Source organism: Phaeodactylibacter xiamenensis (assembly GCF_965229835.1).
GTDB classification, from domain to species: domain Bacteria; phylum Bacteroidota; class Bacteroidia; order Chitinophagales; family Saprospiraceae; genus Phaeodactylibacter; species Phaeodactylibacter xiamenensis.
In genome coordinates, this window is sequence record NZ_OZ245931.1 from 5,320,746 (window position 1) to 5,344,243 (window position 23,498).

General features: G+C 51.1%; 15 protein-coding genes and 1 other RNA gene. 7 read left to right on the forward strand and 9 right to left on the reverse strand.

The features are described from left to right. Positions 1–57: 57 nt before the first annotated feature. On the reverse strand, positions 58–1,272 hold the full coding sequence (locus ACO08I_RS20235) for an alpha/beta fold hydrolase (RefSeq protein ID WP_421946909.1): 1,215 nt from the start codon (positions 1,270–1,272) through the stop codon (positions 58–60). Positions 1,273–1,572: 300 nt separating this feature from the next. Here ACO08I_RS20235 and ACO08I_RS20240 point away from each other — a divergent pair, with 300 nt between their 5' ends. Next, a complete protein-coding gene (locus tag ACO08I_RS20240; protein WP_282774624.1) occupies positions 1,573–2,862 on the forward strand; it encodes an APC family permease in 1,290 nt (429 codons plus the stop codon). Here ACO08I_RS20240 and ACO08I_RS20245 read toward each other — a convergent pair. The 3 genes from ACO08I_RS20245 to ACO08I_RS20255 form a co-directional block, all read right to left on the reverse strand. Next, the gene (locus ACO08I_RS20245; protein ID WP_282774626.1) at positions 2,850–4,574 is read right to left on the reverse strand and encodes a DUF6909 family protein; all 1,725 of its coding nucleotides are present in this window, start codon (positions 4,572–4,574) and stop codon (positions 2,850–2,852) included. The two genes, ACO08I_RS20240 and ACO08I_RS20245, sit on opposite strands and share 13 nt — an antisense overlap. Positions 4,575–4,629: 55 nt before the next feature. Then, positions 4,630–6,024 carry a DUF6089 family protein gene (locus ACO08I_RS20250; RefSeq protein WP_282774628.1) on the reverse strand — a complete coding sequence of 465 codons (1,395 nt, stop codon included), beginning with the start codon at positions 6,022–6,024 and terminating at the stop codon, positions 4,630–4,632. A 390-nt stretch (positions 6,025–6,414) separates the two neighbouring features. Then, a complete protein-coding gene (locus ACO08I_RS20255) occupies positions 6,415–7,557 on the reverse strand; it encodes a T9SS type A sorting domain-containing protein (RefSeq protein ID WP_421946910.1) in 1,143 nt (380 codons plus the stop codon). A 254-nt stretch (positions 7,558–7,811) separates the two neighbouring features. Between ACO08I_RS20255 and ACO08I_RS20260 the strand changes: the two genes are divergently transcribed. Next, complete coding sequence (locus tag ACO08I_RS20260; RefSeq protein ID WP_282774631.1) at positions 7,812–9,245, forward strand: hypothetical protein; 1,434 nt, start codon at positions 7,812–7,814, stop codon at positions 9,243–9,245. Here the strand turns inward: ACO08I_RS20260 and ACO08I_RS20265 are convergent. The 3 genes from ACO08I_RS20265 to ACO08I_RS20275 all read right to left on the reverse strand — a co-directional run bounded on the left by ACO08I_RS20265 (position 9,235) and on the right by ACO08I_RS20275 (position 12,076). Continuing rightward, on the reverse strand, positions 9,235–10,800 hold the full coding sequence (locus tag ACO08I_RS20265) for an AAA family ATPase (protein ID WP_421946911.1): 1,566 nt from the start codon (positions 10,798–10,800) through the stop codon (positions 9,235–9,237). The genes ACO08I_RS20260 and ACO08I_RS20265 overlap by 11 nt on opposite strands. A 23-nt stretch (positions 10,801–10,823) precedes the next feature. Continuing rightward, on the reverse strand, positions 10,824–11,321 hold the full coding sequence (locus ACO08I_RS20270; RefSeq protein WP_052515748.1) for an FKBP-type peptidyl-prolyl cis-trans isomerase: 498 nt from the start codon (positions 11,319–11,321) through the stop codon (positions 10,824–10,826). A 104-nt stretch (positions 11,322–11,425) separates the two neighbouring features. Beyond that, positions 11,426–12,076, reverse strand: coding sequence for a hypothetical protein (locus tag ACO08I_RS20275; protein WP_421946912.1), 651 nt, complete (start codon positions 12,074–12,076; stop codon positions 11,426–11,428). 248 nt (positions 12,077–12,324) lie between these two features. Between ACO08I_RS20275 and ACO08I_RS20280 the strand changes: the two genes are divergently transcribed. From ACO08I_RS20280 to rnpB, 3 genes are all read left to right on the forward strand, one after another. Next, positions 12,325–13,008, forward strand: a complete 684-nt coding sequence (locus ACO08I_RS20280; RefSeq protein ID WP_282774637.1) for a LolA family protein — start codon at positions 12,325–12,327, stop codon at positions 13,006–13,008. Positions 13,009–13,098: 90 nt separating this feature from the next. Beyond that, entirely contained in the window at positions 13,099–14,598 is a 1,500-nt protein-coding gene (locus ACO08I_RS20285; protein WP_421946913.1) for a GH3 auxin-responsive promoter family protein, read from the forward strand. A gap of 30 nt (positions 14,599–14,628) precedes the next feature. After that, an RNA gene (rnpB, locus tag ACO08I_RS20290) (RNase P RNA component class A) lies at positions 14,629–15,072 on the forward strand. Between the two features lie 61 nt (positions 15,073–15,133). Here the strand turns inward: rnpB and porV are convergent. Then, positions 15,134–16,351: a type IX secretion system outer membrane channel protein PorV gene (porV, locus tag ACO08I_RS20295; RefSeq protein WP_044216728.1), complete on the reverse strand. Its 1,218-nt coding sequence runs from the start codon at positions 16,349–16,351 to the stop codon at positions 15,134–15,136. A gap of 173 nt (positions 16,352–16,524) precedes the next feature. Beyond that, positions 16,525–20,406: a type IX secretion system sortase PorU gene (porU, locus tag ACO08I_RS20300; protein ID WP_421946914.1), complete on the reverse strand. Its 3,882-nt coding sequence runs from the start codon at positions 20,404–20,406 to the stop codon at positions 16,525–16,527. A gap of 243 nt (positions 20,407–20,649) precedes the next feature. Between porU and ACO08I_RS20305 the strand changes: the two genes are divergently transcribed. Then, positions 20,650–21,675, forward strand: a complete 1,026-nt coding sequence (locus ACO08I_RS20305) for a PorP/SprF family type IX secretion system membrane protein (RefSeq protein ID WP_282781148.1) — start codon at positions 20,650–20,652, stop codon at positions 21,673–21,675. Positions 21,676–21,982: 307 nt separating this feature from the next. Next, on the forward strand, positions 21,983–23,482 hold the full coding sequence (locus ACO08I_RS20310; protein WP_044216724.1) for an SUMF1/EgtB/PvdO family nonheme iron enzyme: 1,500 nt from the start codon (positions 21,983–21,985) through the stop codon (positions 23,480–23,482). Positions 23,483–23,498 lie beyond the last annotated feature (16 nt).

Below are 23,498 nucleotides of genomic sequence, written 5' to 3' on the forward strand. Positions count from 1 at the left end.
TGGATGTCAGAGCCCCGGTAGCCATTTGGTGCCGGGGCTCTGCACTTTTGTAGATCGCTATTTTTTTAGTCTCGCGGCTATTTTGACGGGCTCATGTAGCGTACGGTGAACGGGGCATTTTTTAGCAATTTCAAGCATCCGGGCTCTTTGATCTTCAGAAAGCGGGCCGTTGAGTTCCAGGATGAGCTCAAAATGGTCGATCTTGCTGTCCGGCTGGTCAGGGTTCTGGCAGTCTTCGGCATGATTCTTACTATGCTCCAGGTGAACAATCACCTCTTCCAGAGGCCATTTTTTTCGCTTGGCATACATGCGCAACGTCATTGCCGTACAGGCACCCAAACCAGCCGACAAAAACTCGTAAGGTGAGGGGCCAAAATCATTCCCCCCAAACTCCGGGGGCTCATCTGCGGTCAGTCCGTGCTTGCGTACGGTAATCTCTGTAGTAAATGCATCTGCCTGCCCCAGCCGGGCTGCAACATCTTTATCTGAACGGAGTGCGCGGCGTTCTTCAAAGTCAAGGTAGCGTTCTGCCCAGGAAGCGATGACATTTCCAACATACCGGCTGTCCTTTTTCTCCGTGAGCAGATGGTCAGCACCATCCAGTGAGATATAGCTTTTAGGGTGCATAGCTGCCTCGTATATCTTTCTGGCATTTTCGATGCCCACGATCGTATCCTGAGGAGAATGGAGCACTAGCAGCGCCCGGTCTAACCGCTTGATGTAGGGCTCCAGGTTATGCGTCCGGATATCTTCCAGAAACTGTTTTTTTACTGTAAAGGGGCGATCAGCGATTCTGACTACAGCCAGGCCATCAGCTTCTATGGCGTCTGTTTGTTCACTGAATAAGTGCTGCACGTGGTCGGGGGCATCCGGCGCACCAATGGTTACCACGGCTTGTACGGAGGGAATTTCATGGGCTGCACGTAGTACAGCTGCGCCCCCGAGAGAATGCCCGATCAGTAGGGCAGGGGCCTCATATTCATCGGCTAAAAAAGCAGCTGCCTGCACTAAATCCTCAATATTTGAAGAGAAATTGGTATCTGCAAAGTCTCCCTCGCTTTCTCCCAGCCCTGTGAAGTCAAAGGAAAGCACTCCAACGCCTTCAAGGGTTAATGCCCGGGCGATATTACGAACAGCCGTGAATTGCTTGCTGCAGGTAAAGCAATGGGCAAACAGGGCATAGGTATGCGGATGCTGATGGGCCGGCAGCTCCAGCCGCGCCGAAAGAGAAACACCTTCTGAATTTTTGAAAGTCAGGTTTTGTGGGGACATCGTGAACTGTTTTTAAGATCGTTGGTCAGTAAGTAGTCCGGGACAGAGAAACCTGCGCCTCCCTGCATTCGCACCAATGGCGAGCAGCCAATCGGGGCTGACAGCTAAAGGTAAGGTGTTCTGCTTCCGGATAGTGCAGCAGGGAGGATGTTTTGGGTGTTAACCATTGCATCGGTTGGTAATATGTTATCATTTCGTTATGGATGAAATACAAGTAAGTCTGCTGGCGCTAATATTGATACCTTTATTTGTTTACAGCAACCGGACTATGATCATTGTTCAATATCGAACGCAATAAAAATGCACGCCTCCAAGGGTCGGAAAATAGGATGGGTAAGTGCTGCGGCTATCGTCGTGGCCAATATGATTGGGACTGGGGTATTCACCAGCCTTGGGCTGCAAATCGAAAAGATCGATAGTGTGTGGTCTGTTCTTTTGCTGTGGGTATTGGGAGGGCTAATCGCCCTGATGGGCGCTTTCAGTTATGCAGAATTAGGGACCCGGCTGCCCAAGTCGGGCGGGGAGTATAATTTCCTTTACCATATTTATCACCCATTTTTAGGCTACCTTGCCGGATGGGTATCGCTTACGGTTGGTTTTGCTGCGTCGGTGGCACTGGCAGCGATGGCTATGGGGCAGTATGCTCAGGATTTTCTGCCGGTCAGCCCAGAATTCCTGGCGGTAGGCGTGATTGTGCTGATTTCCCTGGCGCACTCCTTTAGTATCCGGCAGAGCAGCAATTTTCAGAATGGAGCTACAGCAGTGAAGTTGCTGTTGATGTTGGTTTTTATTGTGGCTTGTTTCGTGTTGCCTGCGCCGGAAGGTACTGCCCTTTCGGAGGCTTCCTTTGAGCTGGAAATTGGCACCTCTGCCTTTATGGTTGGGTTGGTCTATGTGACCTATTCGTTCTCTGGCTGGAATGCGGCTGCCTATATTGTAGAAGAAATCAGGACGCCTGCCGTCAATCTTCCCAAAGCGCTTATCCTCGGTACGTTGGTAGTAAGTCTGCTTTATGTACTGCTGCAGGCCGGCTTCCTGTACCAGGCCTCCGTGCAGCAGCTCGATGGGCAAATTGAGGTGGGGAAAATCGTTGCGCACATTCTTTTCGGTTCTACAGGCGGGCAATTGATATCTTTGTTCATATCCTTGTTTTTGATTTCGAGCATCAGTGCGAATATTTGGGTAGGCCCAAGAGTAGTGCGAGCCATGGCTGATGATTTCACCATCTGGCGCTTTTTTGCAAAGGATAACCTAAGTGGGGTACCAGTACGAGCAGTTTGGATGCAGGCTGGTATCAGCTTGTTTATGGTACTGAGCAGCCCGTTTGACCGGGTTTTTTTGTACAGTGGTTTTGTGCTGCAGCTATTTACCACGCTGGCTGTAGCCGGGTTGCTATGGGTGCGGTGGCGTGATGGGAAGGTCGGGTACAGCAGCCCCGGCTATCCCTGGGTACAAATCATCTTTTTAGCAATCAGTGTATGGGTGATTGCAGTCCTGATTCATGACCAACCCGGGGAAAGCCTTATGGGGGTTGCAAATCTTCTGGTCGGGGCTATCTCTTATTGGTGGAGCCGCCGTTACAAAGCCTGATCTTTAGGTTCAGGCTGACCAGGTGCCGGGCTCAGAATCCGGTTTAAGAATTGAATGGTAATAAGATAGGTGGGTTTGACCCCATCCGCACCGAGACTGCCTGAAGCCAGGGTTTGCCCGGAGATCAACGGGTTATCTGAAGCGTAGTAAGCATACCGTAAAGAGACTTGCTCATTGATGCTTTTTCGGATTTTCGAGGCAGCCTGTATCGCTTTTTGGTAATGAGCGCCCTCCATTTCCAGGCCAGCTGCTTTCCAGGAGGATTTTAGAAAGTATCTCAGTATATCCCGGTTTTGGAGCGATGTGCCCATCACGGTGATCATTGGCCCGGAGAAGACACGTAGCCCTCTGCCCTGAAAGTCCTCCGGGCTTAGCTCATTTTCAATAGGGTAGTTGTCGGCAGTCCCTTCAAAAACGTGGGCATCCGGGATCATAATGTCCCCCTTGCCGCCTTCCAAAATACCGGCCTTTCCCATGATGGAAATCGATTGTACATTTAGGGGGAATTCCTCACCGTTTTCTTTTTCGAAGGGCTTCAGGAGCTCGTCCATCGTCTCGTAGGCCTGTTCGCCAAACGCATAATCCATCACCAGGATAACCGGCTTTTCGCTGGAGATGTGTGATTCGTCTTTTTTCAATTCAGCAGGCAGTCCGGAGAGGTTGAGCTGCGCGGTATCAATAATTTGTACTGATATGTTGGTACCGCTGGTGTCATCAATCTGTATCATTCCATTGCGTACGGCATATTTTTGTACGCGCTGGCGCATTTCTTTGTTGACGGGCTCACTCAGCTCCCGGGCAAGGTCTTCAATTTCATTCTTCGTGCGTAGTGCAGCCTTGGCATAGAGGGTGTTCATTACGCTATGCAGATTGGCACTAATAATATGGATCGGGCGGCTGAGCAGGTTGCGCTCCAATAGTGCCGACTTGACATTTCGGGCCCAGAGGTCACCGTAATAGTGGTGGCCGATTTTTTCGCGAAGTGCGGAGGAGAAGCTGATTTCCCGGTCGCCTTCATCCATAGCTTCTTCGGTGGCGAGCTTGCCCAGCCAGTAGGTGATGTGGAAAACGCTGTTGACATCTGACGCGCTCGAGAAACGCTGGCAGGCATCCACGGTCTCTTCGTAGGTGCGGCCCAGCAGGGTGCTGAGGTAGGTATAAGCAATTTCTTTGTTGTATTCTTCTCCTCTTTCCTCCTTGGTTACAATTTTCTCCAGCATTTCCCATTCGCGGCGTTTACGCTGTCTATGGTCTTCACTGTTGCGCCTGATCTTTTCAGCTTCAATATACATGAAGGTCAGATGAGTGAGGATGTCATAGATATCGCTTCGCCCCCTGGTCATCTCGATGTACATCTGTGCGTCGTCAATCCGGTAGCTGTTGCGGCGGCGCTTGCTGGGGACGATGGGTTCGAAATTGCTATCCTCAAATCCTTCCCGGGAAATGAGTTTGATGTACCGGCATTCCTCAATGCCCCTGGGCAATCGTTGAAAGACATACAGCAGCCCATCAAGTTCCACTCGCTCAGGGTCATTAATAGAGCCGTAAATCTCCGGCCGCAACTGTGTAAGTGCCTCAATAATGGCTTCGCCGGAAACACCCAGAGGTTTGTAATTCCCCCGGATAAAGAGATGGCGCATGGCAATATAAAGCCGTTGGATAGCTGCCCGTGATTCCTGGGCTCTGGAACGCTGATTAGGTTTTAGTGGCATATACGCTGTTTTGATGGAAAGAAACAGTATGAGTTTTTGATTGGTTCAGTGCACGCTATTCTTTGATGAATTGCAGGCTCACTCTTCGGGCTGCTGTTTCGCTTCCAGCTTGGGGGGTAATGAGGTAAACACCGTAGTTGATGCGGCTTTTGCTAACACCCCAGGATAAGAGGTAATTATAGGCTTGCTCAGTGCGGCTTCGGGCAATTGCCAGACCTTCCGATCCCGTTGCTACACCTTGCAACAGGAGCAATTGGCCGGTTTGTGCCATCAACTTGCTGGCTACTTCGCGCAGGTATTGCTGCTGGCTTTGGTTGAGCTGAGTATCTCCTTCTGGAAAATAGAGGCTTTCCAGGGTGTAAGCTTCAGGAGGGGAGAGCGGAGGGCATCCGAAATGAGCTCTTGTGCCTGCTATTTTAGGGCATTGATCGTGCTCATCGGTAATGCCATCGTGGTCGATATCTTCCGGTGGGCACCCCGCTCTTGACGATGGCCCGGGGCGTTCCGGGCATTTATCTTCTTCATCCGGCACACCATCGGCATCGGTATCCGTATTCGGACACCCCGCCTGCTGCGGTGGCCCCGGGCGGTAGGGGCACTGATCAATGAAATCCGGTACTCCATCTGTATCACTATCGGGGCATCCGTCAAGATAACCGGACTGATTGGGGCAGGCATCATCAGGGTCGGGTATACCGTCATTATCGGTGTCCGGGCATCCCTGGAATTTTGCATTTCCAAACTGGTCCGGGCAACGGTCGGATTCATCTGGTATTCCATCCCCATCGCGGTCTGTTTCGCCCCAGGTGTAGGTCAGTGACAGGGTAGTGGTTAAGTACCAGTCGCTGAATTCCGGATTGGCAGCCTGGCTGACCCCATCCAGGTAATCAGAAAAGCTGGCGCGCAGGTTCGCTTCGGCCCCTAGTTCCCAGTGATCATTCATGGCAAAATTAAACCCCAGGCAACCGGGAATAACCCACTGCGGACTCCCTTTGTCGGCCTGTATATCAGCCTCTGCACCTGCAGGAAGACTACCCTCCGGCCGGTTTGTAAGAAAATCAACTCTTGGTTCAAAAAAGATTAGCCCAATGCCCAGCCCAAGATAGGGAGACCACCTTGAAGTATGGTATTCGTGCTGCAGGAAGTGCCACTCCAGTAAGGTGCTGCCTTCTGTAAACAGCGTGCGGAATGCGATACCTCTGTTGTTCCTGTCATTGCCAACTAGGTCGCCTGAGACGCCCTGAAGCCTAAGGGCGAAATGAGGCTGGAACTGGTAACGCAACTGTCCACCTGCAACCACACCCATTTTGTCGAAGTCGCCAAACCTGGAGCCAGACAAATCTCCCTGAAGGACGGTGGTCCCTGTGACTCCCCCTATAGCCCAGCGTTGTTGCCCCAATGCGAGATGAGTCAGCAGGAGGAGTGCTCCAAGAAAAAAAGAATACTTCATGCTTTGTGGTAGTTTGGGTATTGGGACAGGAGGGAAGATAAGGGTATTATCAGTAAGGGTAAAGTGGGGGCAAAAAAAAAGCTGACCCTCTTGGGGCCAGCTAATCAAATGTCTAAGTTTCCAGGTTTAAACAGTCTATTCTTAGGTATTTTGGAACCGAAAAGGGTAAAAACAGTGGGGTAGGTTCCAAAAAGGTATCAGATTTCCTGAAAAGTACTCTCCGGATTGTGCCGGAGAGTATTTTAAACAAGAAGCGTGTAAAACTAAGTTAGTTCGGATCCGGCTCAAAAAAAGGAGCTGGCTTCCCAGCCCCCCTTATTATGAGAATCGGATAGTCTCTCAAAGCTCTCTTTTGTATATCATCAGGTGCTCGTTTGCACCTGTAGTATTTCATCGTGTTGCTTGTATCTTCATCACCTGCAAGCCCCTGTCCGTCTTCACTTTCAACAGGTAAAGTCCTGCAGGAAGTGCGCTTGCATTGAGTTGCCCACTGCGTGCGTTGGGGGCATAGCTGTCAACAAGGCGCCCAGCTTGGTCGAAGAGTTCCATTTGTTTGATCATTCCCGGCTGATCACTGCGGAGCTGTGCGTGCAGCACACCTGTGTTGACTGGATTCGGGAAGACCATTACAGCATCTAAAGGAAGCATTTGCTCATCCGTGCTTACAGGCTTGCCGACCAGATTAAGCGTGATGCCCTGGCTGGAAACAAATCCGGAACGCTTGAATCCACCATTGAGAATAACTGGAATATCGATGTTGACGCTTTGCAAACCGAAAATCACTTCTTCCACAACAATACTAAACTCAGCTATCGCACCAGTCCCTACCACATAATCACCCGGACTGCCCATGTAAAGCGCAATATCGGAGTAACCCAGGTTCTCATGATGATAAACGAAAACCTCTACGCCCTGCTCTGCTTCCATCAACCACTCATTGCCATCTACATCGAAGTTTAACTCGATAGCCGGGTCTCCGGCAGGCGTTTCTGCTACAAGTGACAAACCATAATTGAGCTGAAATCCCATGTAGCCAAGCTCTATATCCTGAGTTTCCTGTGTGGCAAGGTTGAAAGGTATTACCGCCAACTCTCCGGGCGTGACATCAATAGAAGCGCTGTCGCCAAGTACGAGCTGACTTCCGATACTGGATGCGCCGGTTTGAAATGGATCAGGCTGATAAGGCCCATCGACCGCACTATAGTAATTACTCTCAATAACCAGTAAGTCGCTGTCATCCACCTTTCCGTCGCCATTGCAATCTGCATAGGCAAAGCTGCGTTCTGTTCCGGGATAAGTACCTGACCAGCCTGTCAAATCAATGTCCTGCGCTTCAAATGTTGTAGTAGCATTTGGGCGTGGAGCACCTTCTGTACCCCGGGCATAGGCCCAGAACAAAACATCCTGATGATCCACAAAACCATTACCAGAAACATCTCCGGGGTAAAGCTGCTGACCTTGGACCGGCAAAAATGCCAGGAGGGAGCAGGCAATGCCCAAGACTGTTTTGATATGTGTTTTTGGAAACTTCACAGGATGTCGTTTTTTCTTTACGCTTACAAATATAGAGTGGGAAAAACCGGTTAACAAGTACATTTTTTGCTATTTTTCAGCTAGATTCCAGCTGCAAATGATTAATTAGTTTTTGGGTAGATGTCTAAAGTGTTGATTATGTATGTTTTGTGTTGTTTATATGTTAATTTTTTATTATGTGGATCATTTGTTTTTTTGGGTTGAGGCTTGGAATGAAGGAGGGGCTCAAACAAAAATAAAAAAAGATCGCGGTTGTGTATACCAGTAAATTAGGACAATTACTTTTAACATTTAATACATCGGACTGGAAAAGGTTCCTCACCTTTGTTGAATCTCCGTATTTCAATACCAATACCGATGTGATCAGGCTCGGGCAGAGTGTTTATCAGCTTAGGGGCAGCGAATCCATTACAAAAGCCGAAGTATACCGGCATTGCTTCCCCGGGCAGCCGTTCGACACTCAGCGGATGGGTACGCTTATGAATTACCTGCTTAAGCTGGCCGAGCAGTTCTTATCCGTGGAAAAATTCCTAAAGGATGATTTTGAGTCTGTGAAAGATCAGCTCTGGGAATTGTCTGACCGTAAGCTTTCCAAACACTACGACTTCCTGCTCCGCAAGCTCGAAAAGCAGCTTGGTAAAGATGACAATAAAATTTCTGCAGTTCACTTGTCCAGGCAGTTCCGGCTGGCGGAGGTGAAAATGTTCCACTTTTCCAATCAGAAGGTACGCCGGGGAGATCCTATCATGCAGGAGGTTTATCAAAAACTGAACCTCTATTATTACACAAGGGTGCTGCAGTACTCTTGCGCCCTGATCAGCTGGCAGCTGGTCGTCAATGGTAAGTTCGAGCTGTCCAAAGTGACGACTAATCTGATAGAAGACCTGTATAAAGACCCGCCGAAGTACCCTCTGATCCTGATTTATCTAAGCATTTATAAGGCGATCGTCACAGGGGAGGAGGAGAATGGGCTGCACTTTCAGAATTTACTGGCTTATCTGGAAAAGTACGAGCAGCGCATCGAGCACGATGAAATTAAAGAGATTTATCTGTATGCGATTAACTTCTGTGCAAGGAAGATCAGGAAGGGGGAAAACAGCTATTCTACTATCGTACTGAACCTCTACGACGAAGGCATCCGGCATAAATACCTGCATACGAATGGCTACTTGTCCCATTGGACTTATACCAATGTGGTTAAAATGGGACTATTGCAGCACCGCTATGACTGGGTGGAGGAGTTCATAAACCGGTATAAAGAGGAGTTGCAGCCAGAATTTTATGAAGATGCATTCCACTTTAACCTGGCCGAGCTGTACTTCACGAAAGGCCTGTACAATGAAGTGCTGGATCATATTCAGCACTTGTCGTTTTCAGACCCTTACTATAACCTGGGGACGAGAATGATCATGATTAAGACCTTCTACGAACTCAACGAGGAAGAATCCCTCCTGGCCCGGCTGGCCTCCTTTACCATCTATCTGAAAAGGGATACCAATCTTTCCAGCACCTATCAGCAAACCTGCCTCAACTTCTGTAAACTCCTTCACCAAATCCTAAAGGTCAATTCAGACCAGAAAAAGGAGAAGCTTATCCGGGAAATAGAAGAGACGAAACCACTGGCAGAACGCAACTGGCTGTTAACGACTCTGAAGGCGCAAAAGATCAGCCCCGTGTCTAGATATTAGTGTAGGCGTACTGGACTTTTTCCAGGCGCAGCTTTAGCTGTTCCAGGGCTTCACGCACTTCCTCCAGGTTACGGGTTACCACCTCACTGTGGTCTTTGTGCACGAAGAGGTTATCCTGCAGATGGTTGAGCTCATCAGGTGCATGAGAATGTATTTTCTCTTCCTGCTGCGTGATGTAGGCCATGAGGCGTTGGTGGCGCTCGTCCCAGTGCTGTTGTACAATATGATGCGGCTTTTTGGTGATCACCTCAGTCCGCTCTGCCTTGCGCGTACGTAGGGGGTAAGCATAGCGCTCAGAGTTGTAGAATACTTCAACGGTGAATTGCTGGCTGCTTTTCTGGGCTTTCAGCCGGTTGACGAGGTTGAATTCGCGGTCATAAAAGTTGGTCACTTGCGGGGTGTCCAGTTGCAGCTGGTTGAACTGCTTCACACTGAGAAGCACGCCATCAAATTTGTCGTCTTCCTTAACGAGCTCGTAGTACTCATCTTTGATCGGCTGCAGTTGTTCTTCGGTAACGGTATGGCGCACCCGGATTTCCCGGTCCACATCCTCCTCGAAATCATGGGTTTCCCGTTTGATCATTTGCAGGTTGACGGCCATTGTATAGCCATGGCGGCGGATGGCCTCCGTTACGATCTCCCGGATTTTGTCGGTCTGCTGGGGCTGGCTCCAAAGGCAATGCACCATCAGGAAGCAATCCATCAGGTCGACCTTACTTCGGCCATTAAGAAAGGCGGAAGTACGCAGGAGGCGAACAATCTTCTTCCAGCGCCGGTCGTGCACATCGATCAGACGGTCAGCGCCCGCAGACCGGGCATTGTGCTCTTCAATCTTGATTTTGACAACCTGTATGGTGTTTAGAACCTCCGCAGGGACTTCTATGGCATCAATTTCCTTGCTCCATGCCTCCAGTTCGTTTACGGTGAGCTTTACGTCTTCCGGCACATCATCTTCGTACACATCTTTCGTGTCCGTGATCATGTTCAGGAAGTTCTTAAACTGCCGGATGTTGCCCATTTCCAGCCTGATGAGAAAGCGGTCCCAGATCGGGTCGAGGCTGCTGTTGCCCGGAGGCAGCTCGTTGGAGGCGGTGATAATGCCGCGGATGTCTACTTTGTAGTCTTCACCTCCGTTGCGGTAGATTTTCTCATTGAGAATCGTGAGCAGGGCATTCTGAATTGCAGGCCCGGCTTTCCAGATTTCGTCCAGGAAGACAATATTAGCACTGGGCAGGTAATTTTTGGTTTGGCGCTCGTACCGGTCCTCTTCCTTTAGTTTTTTAATAGACACCGGGCCAAAAATCTCGTCGGGCGTGCTAAACTTGCTCATGAGGTACTCGAAGCTTGTACCATCGCGGAAAGCGTATTTGAGCCTGCGGGCAATGAGGCTTTTGCCAACTCCCGGAGGGCCGAGTAAAAAGATGCTTTCACCTGCCACCGCACTAAGCAGGGCAAGTTTGATGGACTGCTCCCGCTCGTACAGGCCGCTGCAAAGCCCGTTGAGCAATTGCTCTGTTTTTTTTCGTACAGGTGTATTGGTAAGCGTAGTTGGCATGAGCTGCGTTCGTGTTTTTGAGATTAGTTTCTGACGCCGTCTTCCTCAATATAATTCTTGCGAATGTGCTCGTCAAGAGTCGCCTCACGGACGTGAAGTACCACGCCGGAGAAGTGAAGCGTGCGGCCAGCCATTTCATGATTGAAATCTACCCTTACTTTTTCTGCTGTCCAGGATAAAATCTTTCCGTTGTGGGCATCGCCAAGGTCGTCCGTCAGGGTGACATAGTTACCGGCAATAAGGACGTTATCGCCCAGCCCCTGAAATGCGGACCGCGGCACTTCAATAATATTCCCTTCTTCCACCGGGCCGTAGGCTTCTTCCGGAGTGAGCGTGAATTCGAAGCTTTCACCTTCTTCAAGCCCTCTGAGTTGTTCCTCAAAGGCAGGAAGCAACTTTCCGCTCCCGAAGTAAAACTTGAATGGCCAGTTGGGGTCCATGCGCTCCAGCAAAGGGCCTTTAGCATGGCCTTCCCGCAAATCGTAGGCAATAGTGATGATATTCTGATCTTCTACAAGCATAAGGTAGCGTTTGCAAATTGTACCCTTTAAACTGGAAAGTGCCGGAATTGTTTTTGAGCCCGGTGCTGGCTCAGGGTTTGTAACTTCTGGTAGAAGGGACAGGCTTAATTCATAGAATAATGCCGGAGGAATGCAGCCAGCCTTTCAAACTTGGAAAAGGTGGGAGCGGGTGCAAATAAGCGGCCTTCCAATGCTGCGGTATAGGCTCGAACGATGTCTTCAAAATCTGGCCGGTGGGTTAGTCTTGCCAGGACTATGCCCCGAAAACAACGGTTGATTTGATTGTGGACGAGGGCGAGTGGCTCCTCAGGTGCTTCGTTAAAGAGCAAGTCAAGTGCAGCAAGGGTGCTGTATGCTTCGATAAAGGGCAAGCCGGCTTCTTCCAGTTGAGTGCCGAACAGTAGTGCAGCTGCTTCCTGGTCTTTCTCATCCTTGACGTTTAGCCGCTGGAAACGCTGATCGTAAAGCCTGGCCATTGGAGTGACGAGGGTCATGCTGTCTGGCTGAAACCCCGGGAGCCCATTGGTGAACGGAAAGGCCAGGTTCTCTACATCATCCATGCGCAGCCCTACATGCGCTTCCATAATACTACCCGAATTGGCCGGGCTGGAGGACAAAATCAGGCAGCTGAACCCATTCTTTGAGCTCTGCCTGAACTGATGCAGCCTGGGCAGCCAGTCAAAGCCGTGCTTTTTTAGTTTTTGAGCTAGTGCATCAACGACGCCCTGCTCCTGTAGAGATGTGGAACGCTCCATTCGGGTTAAATATATCCTTGAGTAAATGATGGTATGATTGATGGGCATAGTCCTAAACGCGGCACAGGGCAAAAGGTTGCAGAAAAGAAAAAACTGCATGCGGGAAGGAGCAACAGCACATTGCTCGCGCCGGCTACTCACCACCGGCGGGGGCACCTTTAAAAAAACTTTAACCCCAATGGTCTTGTTAGGCGGTCAATAAACGGCGTAATTTGCCCGTTTAAGGACAAACCACAAGACATACATACATGAAGAAATTGCTCTTTTCCGCCGCATTCCTGGCTTATCTCCTGCCGGCTTTCGCCCAGGACAATACAGTAAGCAGTGCCGAAGATTCTGACCCGCGCGCCAAAGCCATTCTGGATGAAATCCGGCAGCGCTTCGAGAGCCTGGAATCCCTGGGAGCCGATTTTACACTTGATATCACGTTCCCGGAGGAGCCTACCGAATCCCAAAAAGGGAAAATTGCCAAGCAGGGCGATAAATTCCGTATGAGCATGGCGAGTCAGACCGTCATTTCCGATGGGGAAACGCTGTGGATGATTTTCGACCACAATAAGGAGGTTCAAATCAACAATATGCCTGATGAGGCGGAGATGGGGGGCATGGTCCTTTCGCCGGAGTCCCTGCTCAATTTCTATGATCATGGCGATTTTGCCTACTTCATTACCGGTGAAGCCCGGGAAGCCGGGCAGGTCGTTCAGCAGATTGAGTTTAAGCCTATGGACCGCAATGCGGAGTATACCAAGCTGCGCATGAACGTCAGCAAAGCAAGCAAGGATGTAGTCAGCGTGACGGCTTTTGGCCGGGATGGGTCCCGCTATAAACTCAGCCTGGACAGCCTTGTCCCGAACAAGCGCTTCCCCGCCGGGCACTTTGCCTTCAATAAAGCTGATTATCCTGACTACTACGTTGAGGATTTAAGAGAGTAAGAAAAATTCGCATAGTTATATCTTGAAAGGGTGCGGCACAGGCTGTGCCCTTTCTGATTTGTACTACCTTTGCAGGAAATTCTGATACGTATGGGGTTTAAGTCCTTCCTTCTCAAACCATTTGCAAAAAAAATTGCCCGCGATATCGACCGCTGGTCTGCGGATGCTGTAGGCGCTCAGCGCAAGGTCTGTCATCAACTGCTCGCCAAGGGGCAGCATACGCGTTTTGGGCGCGACCATCAGCTGAAGGCGGGAATGCCTTATGAGGCTTTCCGTGATCAGGTGCCGGTACGGGACTACGAGGCTTTAAAGCCTTACGTGGAACGCATTAAGCAGGGGGAAAAGGACGTGCTCTGGCCGGGCTTGCCCAAGTATTTTGCCAAAACCTCCGGCACGACTTCCGGCGTCAAGTACATTCCGCTGACCAAAGACAGCATGCCCAACCACTTCGGGTCTGCCCGCAATGCCCTGTTCAACTACTATGCCCGCACCGGCAATGGTCGCTTTCTGGATGGCAAAATGATTTTTCTGTCCGGCAGCCCGGAGCTGGAAGAGGTGGGGGGCATTCCTACCGGTCGGCTTTCCGGCATCGTCAACCATGAAGTGCCTGGTTGGCTGCGCACCAATCAGCTGCCGGGCTACAAGACCAACTGCATAGAGGAGTGGGAAGAAAAACTGGAGCGGATTATAGACGAAACCATGCAGGCAGACATGCGCCTCATCAGCGGTATTCCGCCATGGGTGCAGATGTACTACGAGCGCCTGCTGGAGCGCACGGGCAAGCGCACTGTGAAGGAGGTATTCCCCAATTACTCCATGTTTGTTTACGGTGGCGTCAATTTTGAGCCTTACCGTGCAGCCCTGGAGAACCTGGTGGGTGAGCGCATAGACAGTGTGGAGACCTATCCGGCATCCGAAGGGTTCATCGCTTTCCAGGATTCGCAAACGGAGCCCGGGCTTTTGCTCAATGCTGACTCCGGTATTTTCTTTGAATTTATCCCGTTGGAGGACATCCATAGCGACCATCCGCGCCGCCTTTGGCTGGATGAGGTAGAAGTAGGCGTGAACTACGTACTCATCATTAATAATAATGCCGGGCTTTGGGGCTATAATATCGGCGACACCGTGCAGTTTGTTTCCAAAGACCCTTACCGTCTTGTGGTTTCTGGCCGGGTGAAGCATTATATCTCGGCTTTTGGCGAACACGTTATCGGCAAGGAAGTGGAAGAAGCCATGAATGCTGCAGCGGCCCGGCATCAGGTGCGGGTGGTAGAATACACCGTGGCTCCGCAGGTGAGCCCGCCTGAGGGTGGTACCCCTTACCATGAGTGGTTCGTGGAGTTTCAGGAAGCCCCGGATGACGTGGAGCAGTTTGCTGCCGATCTGGACCGGGAAATGGTGCAACAGAATATCTATTACCAGGACCTGATCGATGGGAATATCCTTCGGGCACTCAAAATTCAGGTCATGCAAAAGGATGCCTTTCGAAATTATATGAAAACGCAGGGCAAGCTGGGCGGGCAGAACAAAGTCCCCCGTTTGAGCAATGACCGCAAGATCGCAGACCTGCTGTCGCCCTGGAAGGCATAGCATTAAGGAAAAAGTTGTACATTGCCCGCTGCTGCCGGCTGCTCTGTCGCGGTTGCCGGGTACGCCCGGCAGGTGAGGAAAGTCCGGACAACGTAGAGCGCCACGCCACCTAACGGGTGGGCTTCGGCTTACGCCGGGGACAGAAAGTGCCACAGAAAGCTATACCGCCTATACCGTAGCTGTTGGCAGGTGGGCAAGCCCGCCTTCGCCGAGGCTTCGGAGGGCAAGGGTGAAAACGTGCGGTAAGAGCGCACGCTCTGCTTTGGCAACAAAGCGGAGGGGTAAACCTCGTGGGTTGAAATGTCACGTACATCCCGATCGGGCATACGCCCGGCTGAGTTGCTCGCTCAGCTCACTCCGGTGATTCGGGAGGGGTAGGCAGCTCGACCCTGCTCGTGAGGGCAGGGCTAGATAAATGACAGAGGTCCCGGTACAACCGGGATACAGAATCCGGCTTACAGGCCTGCAGCAAAAACAAAAAGCCCGGTACTCCATGTGAAGTGCCGGGCTTTGTTTTTCTTGTTAGCCTTGCTGCTTATTCGAGTTCGCCCATTGAACCAAAGTCAAACAGCAGAGAGAACCGCAGGGTATTGTCCAACGGGTTCCGCTGATTGGTGGTCGGTACGAGGTAAGAAAAGTTCAGGCCAAAAATATTGTACTTCAGGCCCAACCCTACCGTCAGGTACTTGCGTCCACCTTTCTGAAGGTGTTCATTGAAATAACCTGCACGAACGGCAAACTGATTATCATACCAATACTCAACACCGAAGGAGTACATCAGCTCCGTGAGCTCTTCCCGTAATCCTTCCGGCGCATCGCTGAAGGAAGAGAAAATACCACTGATGGAAGATTGCTCCCGGTAATCATCGATACCGATTTCGCCGGTTTCATCACAACCATCTCCCTGACAAGGGGTAGGAACCATCAGTTTATTGACATCGGCAGTCAGCGTCAGTTTGTTGTACTCGTCCAGCTCCATCGTGTAAGCGGCGCCCAGGCCAAAGTTGGCAGGTAGAAAGTCCCGCACAACAGAGTTGGTGTAAGTAATACGCGACCCGATATTGGTCAATGCCAACCCTACCATAAGCTCTGAATCACCGCGGTCGGTGTCAATATCTGTGCGGTAGGTAAAGGCTACGTCAGCAGCCCCGGCAACGCCAGGCTCAATGGTTTCGCCACCTTCCACCTGCTGACCGGCAGCAAGGTTGGAGTAGATGAACTTACCCGTAAGGGAGGCAGAGAAGTTGTCTGTCAGTTTACGGGCATAAGCAGCAGAAACTTCAAATTCGTTCGGTTGGCCGATTGCCAGGGGCTCGCCATTTTGGTCCGTAAACTGAATGCTGCCCAGGGAGAAATAACGCAGCCCAAAGCCGAGCGTCTGCAAATCATCCAGCTTATAAAAGCCGGTCAGATAAGCAAGGTAGACATCATTCAGCCCCAGGTTTTGCAGCCAGGGCGTATAAGTTGCTGACATCGCGAAGGTTTCTTCGGCAAAGACCAGCTTGGATGCATTAAAGTGGATGGCGTTGGCATCCGGAGATATGGCAATCCCTGCATCGCCCATCGCGCCCGAGCGGGCATCCGCTACGATACGCAGGAACGGGACAGCAGAAACAACGGTATTCGTACAAGGTGTACCGTCAAGGTTGTAGAACCTGCCTTCTTCTTCGTAGCACTGTGCGTCCGCTTGCCCAACGAAAATAAACAGGGCCGCTACGGGCAGAAGGAGTTGTTTAAAGAGTAAATTTTTCATGAGACGCTCACGGTTTTTCCAATTGATGTTGCAAATATACAAGTTTGTAGACTAGTAGGGGGTGTTTCTGACAAGACCTTATCATGGGAGGATCGGGTCTCACTGAAATACATACTACAAACGGTATACCAAAGGTTGCATTACAGGAGTTAAAAAAATTAACATATTGCAAATTACTTCAAAATTACGAGCTTCTCGAACTCGCTCTCGCCGGTGCGTGCCTGCAAGCCGGTGCCAAGTGCCCTTACCTTTACCTTGTACAAGTAAACGCCCCGGGCCAGCTGATCGCCGAAGTCGTCCCGGCCATCCCACTCAATGCAGTCGTCCTGCCGCAGGGCACCATCGGTGACCATCGTTTGCTGCAGGGTTTTGACCAGGCGGCCGGCAACGGTATAGATTTGAATCAGCACGTCGACTTCCTGATTGGCCAGGTTGTGGTCAAACTGAAAGCAGGTGCGGTCGGTAAACGGGTTGGGGTAGTTGAGTACATGCTGCAGGGCGACCTCTCCTGATCCGGCGACGACAAATTCCGTATAGCCCGTCGCGGAATTATTGGCCACATCCCAGGCTTTGACCTCAATGCGGTGACGGCCCTCCGGCAGTTCATTCATCGGGTAGCGAACGGTCCCCCTGGTGTAGTCATCGAGCTCCGACTCGTAAAAGTCGTTGAGAAGCAGTGCATTTTGGGTGTCTTCATTCAGCACGCCTTCCAGATCGTGCCCGATACTGTTGCCTACCACGTTGATGCCGTTATCATCGCTAAGCTTCACCAGCAGGGTCGGTTTGGGGTCTACCACGCTGCCAAATACAAAGTCTTCTGTGTTCATATAGACTTCCACCTGTGGCCCCATATCGTCGGCTATGGCATTAGGGTCGGTCCCGCCGATCTGAATGGCTTCGTAAGACCCGGCGGCATCGAGCATCCGGCTTTCATCGGCTGCATAGTAGCTGATTTTGCCGCTGCCCAGTTCGTAGTTGATATCTTTAGGCACTACAAAGGTGAATTCAAACTGCCCGTTAGCGACCGACGCCCGGCCCCGGAAAATCACATTATTCTGAATACGGTAATTGAATACGCTATTCTCGCCCTGCCCCAGAGTGCTGACGATTTGCGCTTTGTCGAACAGGGTGGGGTAGACGATGCCGTTGAAGTCGGTATCCACATTCCCGTTATTATCCAGTACGACTCCTGCAATCGTTACTTTTTGCAGTGCCCGCAGGGTATCGCTTCGCAAAGAATCCTGTGGGTTGAGCGGCACGCCATTGACGGATGTAGTGGCTACGTTGTACCTGGGCAGCGCCAAAGGCATTGACGGGTCGCCGATGAGGGTGAACTTTCGGGTGTTATCTGTATCGTCTGTTTGGTTTTTTCCGAGCAGATAAGCTTCTCCCACCGTGTAGGGCAGCCCTTCCTCCGACTTTGACAGGATATATTCCATCGCATTGGCCGTCAGGCGCTTATTTCCCCCTGTGAAAACAGGGCGTACGGTAGTCATTAAAGCTGGCGCTCCTCCCCGCGGGTTGAGCAGCACTTCTTCTCCTGCAGAAACGAAGGAGGGGTCGTCAAATCCAGTAAAGGTACAGGTAGCAGTGATGAAGATGGGCATGTTGTTTTTATTGTCCCAGCCGAGGATGTCTGAAATATTAAGCACCCGCTCCTGTGCCCAGCCTTTGGGGCCACCATGACCCAGGTAGGTCACGGCAAATGCACCTTTGAAGACAGACCGGTTGAGCTGTTCGGTAGCCAGTGGGTAGCGCTCTCCACCGGGCGTAGACTCTTCGGGGAATGCATCCAGATAAATTTTTTCGAGGTTCATGAACGGTGCCTGAGCCTGAACCGCTTCTGCGACGTCATCTGCGTCCCGTTGATGCGTATTCGTATCTCCGTCATCGGCTACAAAAACCAGCTGATTTCGCCAGTCTCCAAGGGTACTTGCACTTTCGTCGTAGTGTACAATTTTGTCGACGATGCCTTCCAGTTCCTGATTGGATTTTACGGGTAGCCGGCCGACCGAAATATTCAGGTCGCCCCGCAGCGGGTCATTGGAGCTGCTGCCATAAAGCACCGCGTAGAGGTCATCCGTAGGGTAAGCAAAAACCGGGTGCAGGCTGTCATCCTGATAGGAGGGCACAAAGTTGCCGCCCAGCTCATAAATATCCCGGTTGTCAAAGGAGGCATCTCCTACCAGGAGCAGGTATTTGAACTTATCGGAGCGGTCGTAAAGCATGCGGCAAAAGTCTCGGATCGCTGTAGGTTCTGCCCGGCCTCCGCCGAATTCATTGAAAATTTGTTCCGGCGTGACCAGCTCTATGGAGATGTTGTTAAAATCTGCCCGGTGTTCAGCCAGGCGCAAGGCTCCCGCCTCAAAATCCGGGTGGTAAATAATAACCAAATCCGCATCGGTAATTCCATGTACGTTCTGATTCGGTACTTCTCCAATCGCTTCGGGCACGAACAGAGTGCCAGCAGGGTCAAAAGCCACGAACTCGCGTAAGCTGCCGGTTTCCACACCAAAGCGCAGGATGTTGCCGGAGAGGCTGTACTGTTGCGCCCGCGGCTGCAAAGGTGCCGTTACGTCCCACACCTGCAGGTTCTCACTGGCATTCTGCAGCTCAAAAGTGGAGGAAGGATAATTCAGGGTTTCGATGTCGCGGAATGCCGTTTGAGCGCCGGTAAAGCTGTAGATCAAATTGCACCGTACATTAAATTGTACCCAATCGACCCATCCTTCACTGTTATCACCGTTGCCCTGTGGGAAGGGGTAACGCAAGGTGACGTCGCTGCTATTGGTGTTCACAAAAATAGAATCCGATATTCTGGCGTAGCGGGCATACTGAGACGTGTTGTCAGAGGAGGTGTTAATGGCTGGGGTGGAATCTGCCAGGTTGCTTTCCAGGGTTTGACCTGCCACATCCATTAGGAAGGAAGAGCGGATCCGGGCACGCAAGGCAAGCCGGGCATCCACATAGACGGGCTCGGTTTGTACGAGGTTGTCAAACTGGAACAGGTCCGGGTAAGTATATTCCCGGGCTACTTTAAAGTGGTCGCCAAACCATGCCTTGCCAGCACCCTGTGTCTTGGACCACTCGTGAAAGATGTTGATTTCTTCGGGCTCAAAGACGCTGCGGTTGTTGTAAGTGGAAGTGGTGTAGGCCGTATTGCTCAGTGAAGATTGCTCTGTAATGCGCTGCCCGTTGTTGCTGCCTACCTTTATAAAGTAGTAATTGGCCCTATCATAGGGGTTCTGTTGCCAGAAGAACTTCCGTTCGGCCTCATCGTAAGCCCATATGCTGGCTCCCTGGCCATAGAATACCAGATAATCCCCATTATCAAAACTGCCGTCGCTGCCTCCTGATACCCAGATGGGCAATTCTGCCAGGTCATCTGTTCTCGGGGCTTCAGAGTAATAAGGCAATTGCCCGCCCGGTATGCCCAGTAGTTGAATCCGGGCCGGGTCGATATTGTCAATGTCCATGCCCAGCTCATCCCTGAGGAAGGTGTAGGTCAGCTTATGCATGCCCGTTTCCGTAACGGCAATTTTGTAAATATCGCCATCGCTCAGTTTGGAGGTCTCGGTATTGTTGGGCCCGCGGAAAGCGAGGTTGCTGCCCGGGTCCGGCCGGAAACTGATGCGCAATTTAAAGCTGCTGAGCCGCTCGTAACGGCTACCGCTTTTAATGATGGGCACGAAGCTCAGGCTGCCGTAATACCCCTCCCGGTGGCGGTTGACCCGGGTTTCAAAGTTCAGCTGTTCGCCCAGGTTTTCCGCAGCCAGGGGCGCTTTTTCCCAACTAAAGGAAGTATAGGAGGCATCCAGCACTTCCACCCGGATCTGTCCCTGTCCTTCCACCTTGAAACGCTGGTAAAAGATCGGCAGGACATCATCACCCTGAATGGCTCCATCAAAAGCCCAGTAATGCGCTACCCGGCCATCGGCCAGAACGCGCTGTGGCTCGGATGTCCAGTCCAGTTCTTGAGAGATTTCCATAGGGAGCTGTGCCCGGAGGGGTGCTGCCAGGATCAGGAATAAACACAAGGTGTTAAAAATTTTCATAGTATACTTCTTTGAAAAGTTGGGCAGTTCTTTTGTCAAGCAATTAGCTAAGCCTTAAAATTAACAGTCTCATGCCGAACCAGTTTCGAAAAATTTGGTATGTTGCCTGAGCCTTTTGTAAAATTAGAAGGTTTGTCAGAAAAACGGCGAAGGTTAGCGTGTATTGCTCGTTAAGAGATACGGAAATGTCGCCTCCGCATGATTTCTCCTGTTGCGGGAACCAATTGACCAATAAACAGCCTAATGGGAAGACTACTCACCATACTTTTTTGTTCAGTACTGACGGCAACTGCACTCGATGCACAGGACCCGGTGTTCAGTCAGTTTTTTGCTGCCCCTATGCAGGTTAATCCGGCATTTGCAGGTACGACTTTTGCGCCCCGTATTACCGTAAATTACCGCAATCAGTGGGCGGACTACGAAGGCGGGTACGAAACCTATTCCGTAGCTTACGAGCAGTCGCTGGAGGATTTGAACAGCGGTTTCGGGATTGTTGTTCTTGGCGATGATGCAGGCAATGGCATCTACAATACTACTCGCTTTCATGGGGTGTACAGCTACCGCATAAAAATTAACCGTACATCCGCTGTCCGCATAGGTGTGGAAGCCGGGATGATTCAGTCGAGCCTCGATTGGGATCAGCTCATTTTTCTGGATCAGCTTGACCCCATCACGGGCGCTTCCGGCGGGGGCGGCGTGCCTACCCCCACCGAGGAACAGCGCCCGGTCAACCTCAATAATACCGCAGTTGATATCGGAGCAGGGCTGCTGTTCAACAGCGAAAATGCTTACGCGGGTTTGTCCCTGAAACACCTGAACAGCCCGGACGAAAGCCTTCTTGATATTAATGAGAACCTGGGAGCGGGGCTGCCGTTGCGTATTACGCTGCATGGTGGCTGGCAAATCCCCCTGATTGCAGGCAATAATAGCCGCAATAGTGCGTTTGTATCTCCGAACTTCCTTGCAGTAAGGCAAGGAGAGTTTGCACAAATCAACGGAGGTGCGTATTTTGGGGTCGGAAGTTTTTTTGGAGGTGCCTGGTACCGGCACACCATTAATAATGCCGATGCAGCGATCGCCCTTTTTGGCGTCCGTTACGGCGTCTTCCGCTTCGGTTACAGCTTTGACCTCACGCTCAACAGCCTGACGTTAGGCAATACCGGAGGGACCCACGAGCTTTCCCTCACGATTAATTTTGAGGACAGCAAGGAAGCTCAGCGGCGGCGCAAAACGTCCCGCTATAACAATTGCTTTAAAATGTTCAACTAGCCCCGGCTGGTTGGGCGCGAAGGAAAACAGTGGCTCGCCACTATTTAAAAATTTTCGGCTTACGGCAGCGCCGGATTTGGTGTATCGGCATGTAAATGGCGTTAATTTGCAGCGTTCATTTCCCTATGCCATCATAAATTGCTAATTTCCCGCCCTCAAAGGAAAATGTGGTGGTCGGATAATAGTAATGTACTACGCTCCAATCCTGAGTGCCTGCCACTTCATGCTCAAATAATGGCTTTTGAAAAAGCTGTTTTTGATATTAAATGTATTTGTTGGTCGATTCTCAAAAACAAATTTTCTACTAATGAAAAATCTGCTGAAGTTTAGCGCATTTCTTTTTGGTGCAGCGCTCGTGCTCAGCTCCTGTGGCGGTGGGGAACGCTCTGCCACAACAGGCTGGAAGTACAACGACACTAAATGGGGAGGCTATGAAAAACTCGATTACGATGGGCAGGTCGCAGGGCCTAACCTCGTGCTGATCGAAGGGGGTACCTTTACAATGGGCCTCACTGAGCAAGACGTAACTTACGATTGGAACAACATCCCACGCCGGGTTACCGTCTCCTCTTTCTATATGGACGAAACGGAGGTATCCAATACCGATTACCGGGAATACCTCTATTGGATTGACCGTGTCTTTGGGGAGTCTTACCCGGAGGTTTACCGCAATGCCCTGCCGGATACCCTGGTTTGGCGCGAAGAACTGGCTTTTAACGAGCCTTTCGTAGAAACCTATCTGCGTCACCCATCATATGACAATTATCCCGTGGTAGGTGTGAGCTGGGTACAGGCCACCGAATACTGTAAGTGGCGTACCGACCGGGTGAACGAAATGATCCTGGTTGAAAAAGGTATCCTCAACCTCAACACGGAGCAAAAAGACGAAGACAACTTCGTAACGGAGTCTTACCTCGTTGGTCAGTATCAGGGGGATGTCCGTAAGAACCTGAAAGATTTGCGCACCGGCGGAGAGCGCCCGGTACGTTTCGAGGATGGTATCGTGATGCCGGACTACCGCCTGCCCACAGAGGCAGAGTGGGAATACGCAGCGCTTGCCCTGCAGGGCAATCAAACCTCGGAGAAGGACGAGCGGATCTCTGACCGCCGTTTCTATCCATGGGATGGAAATACCGTTCGCTACCAGAAGCGCGACAAGTATCAGGGTGAAATCCTGGCTAACTTCAAGCGTGGAAAAGGTGACTACATGGGTATGGCCGGTAACCTGAATGACGATGCGCATATCACCGCGCCGGTCCGTTCTTTCATGCCTAATGACTTTGGCCTGTACAATATGGCAGGCAACGTCAATGAATGGGTGCTGGACCTCTACCGCCCACTGACAAGCGCTACGCTGTCTGATACGGAGAACCACGACCTGAATGCCTACCGTGGTGGCGAGTTCCAGCAAATGGAGCTGGATGAAGATGGCCGCCCGGTGGAGAAAGACAGCCTCGGCCGTTTACGCTATCGCTATGTGACGGACGAAGAAGCTGCTACCCGCGACAACTACAAAACGGGTAAAGTATACAACTACCTGGACGGCGATAAGCAGTCACAGGCTTATTACGCCACGGGTGAGCATACGTTAGTCAGTGATGAGACCCGTGTTTATAAAGGCGGGTCATGGGCAGACCGTGCATTCTGGTTGTCTCCGGGTGCACGTCGTTACCTGGATCAGAACAAATCCTCGCGTACCATTGGTTTCCGGTGTGCGATGACCCGTACCGGCTCACCGAGCGGCAATGATGATGTTGGAGGGCACCAATTCAACACCAAGCGCAAGCGCGGCAGCAGAAGATATTAACCAACTTGCTGATGCT

Bases quoted from the DNA above. Each gene is read 5' to 3' on its own strand.
- ACO08I_RS20235 (WP_421946909.1), bottom strand. From the start codon at position 1,272: ATGTCCCCACAAAACCTGACTTTCAAAAATTCAGAAGGTGTTTCTCTT.
- ACO08I_RS20240 (WP_282774624.1), top strand. From the start codon at position 1,573: ATGCACGCCTCCAAGGGTCGGAAAATAGGATGGGTAAGTGCTGCGGCT.
- ACO08I_RS20245 (WP_282774626.1), bottom strand. From the start codon at position 4,574: ATGCCACTAAAACCTAATCAGCGTTCCAGAGCCCAGGAATCACGGGCA.
- ACO08I_RS20250 (WP_282774628.1), bottom strand. From the start codon at position 6,024: ATGAAGTATTCTTTTTTTCTTGGAGCACTCCTCCTGCTGACTCATCTC.
- ACO08I_RS20265 (WP_421946911.1), bottom strand. From the start codon at position 10,800: ATGCCAACTACGCTTACCAATACACCTGTACGAAAAAAAACAGAGCAA.
- ACO08I_RS20270 (WP_052515748.1), bottom strand. From the start codon at position 11,321: ATGCTTGTAGAAGATCAGAATATCATCACTATTGCCTACGATTTGCGG.
- ACO08I_RS20275 (WP_421946912.1), bottom strand. From the start codon at position 12,076: ATGGAGCGTTCCACATCTCTACAGGAGCAGGGCGTCGTTGATGCACTA.
- ACO08I_RS20280 (WP_282774637.1), top strand. From the start codon at position 12,325: ATGAAGAAATTGCTCTTTTCCGCCGCATTCCTGGCTTATCTCCTGCCG.
- ACO08I_RS20285 (WP_421946913.1), top strand. From the start codon at position 13,099: ATGGGGTTTAAGTCCTTCCTTCTCAAACCATTTGCAAAAAAAATTGCC.
- porV (WP_044216728.1), bottom strand. From the start codon at position 16,351: ATGAAAAATTTACTCTTTAAACAACTCCTTCTGCCCGTAGCGGCCCTG.
- porU (WP_421946914.1), bottom strand. From the start codon at position 20,406: ATGAAAATTTTTAACACCTTGTGTTTATTCCTGATCCTGGCAGCACCC.
- ACO08I_RS20305 (WP_282781148.1), top strand. From the start codon at position 20,650: ATGGGAAGACTACTCACCATACTTTTTTGTTCAGTACTGACGGCAACT.
- ACO08I_RS20310 (WP_044216724.1), top strand. From the start codon at position 21,983: ATGAAAAATCTGCTGAAGTTTAGCGCATTTCTTTTTGGTGCAGCGCTC.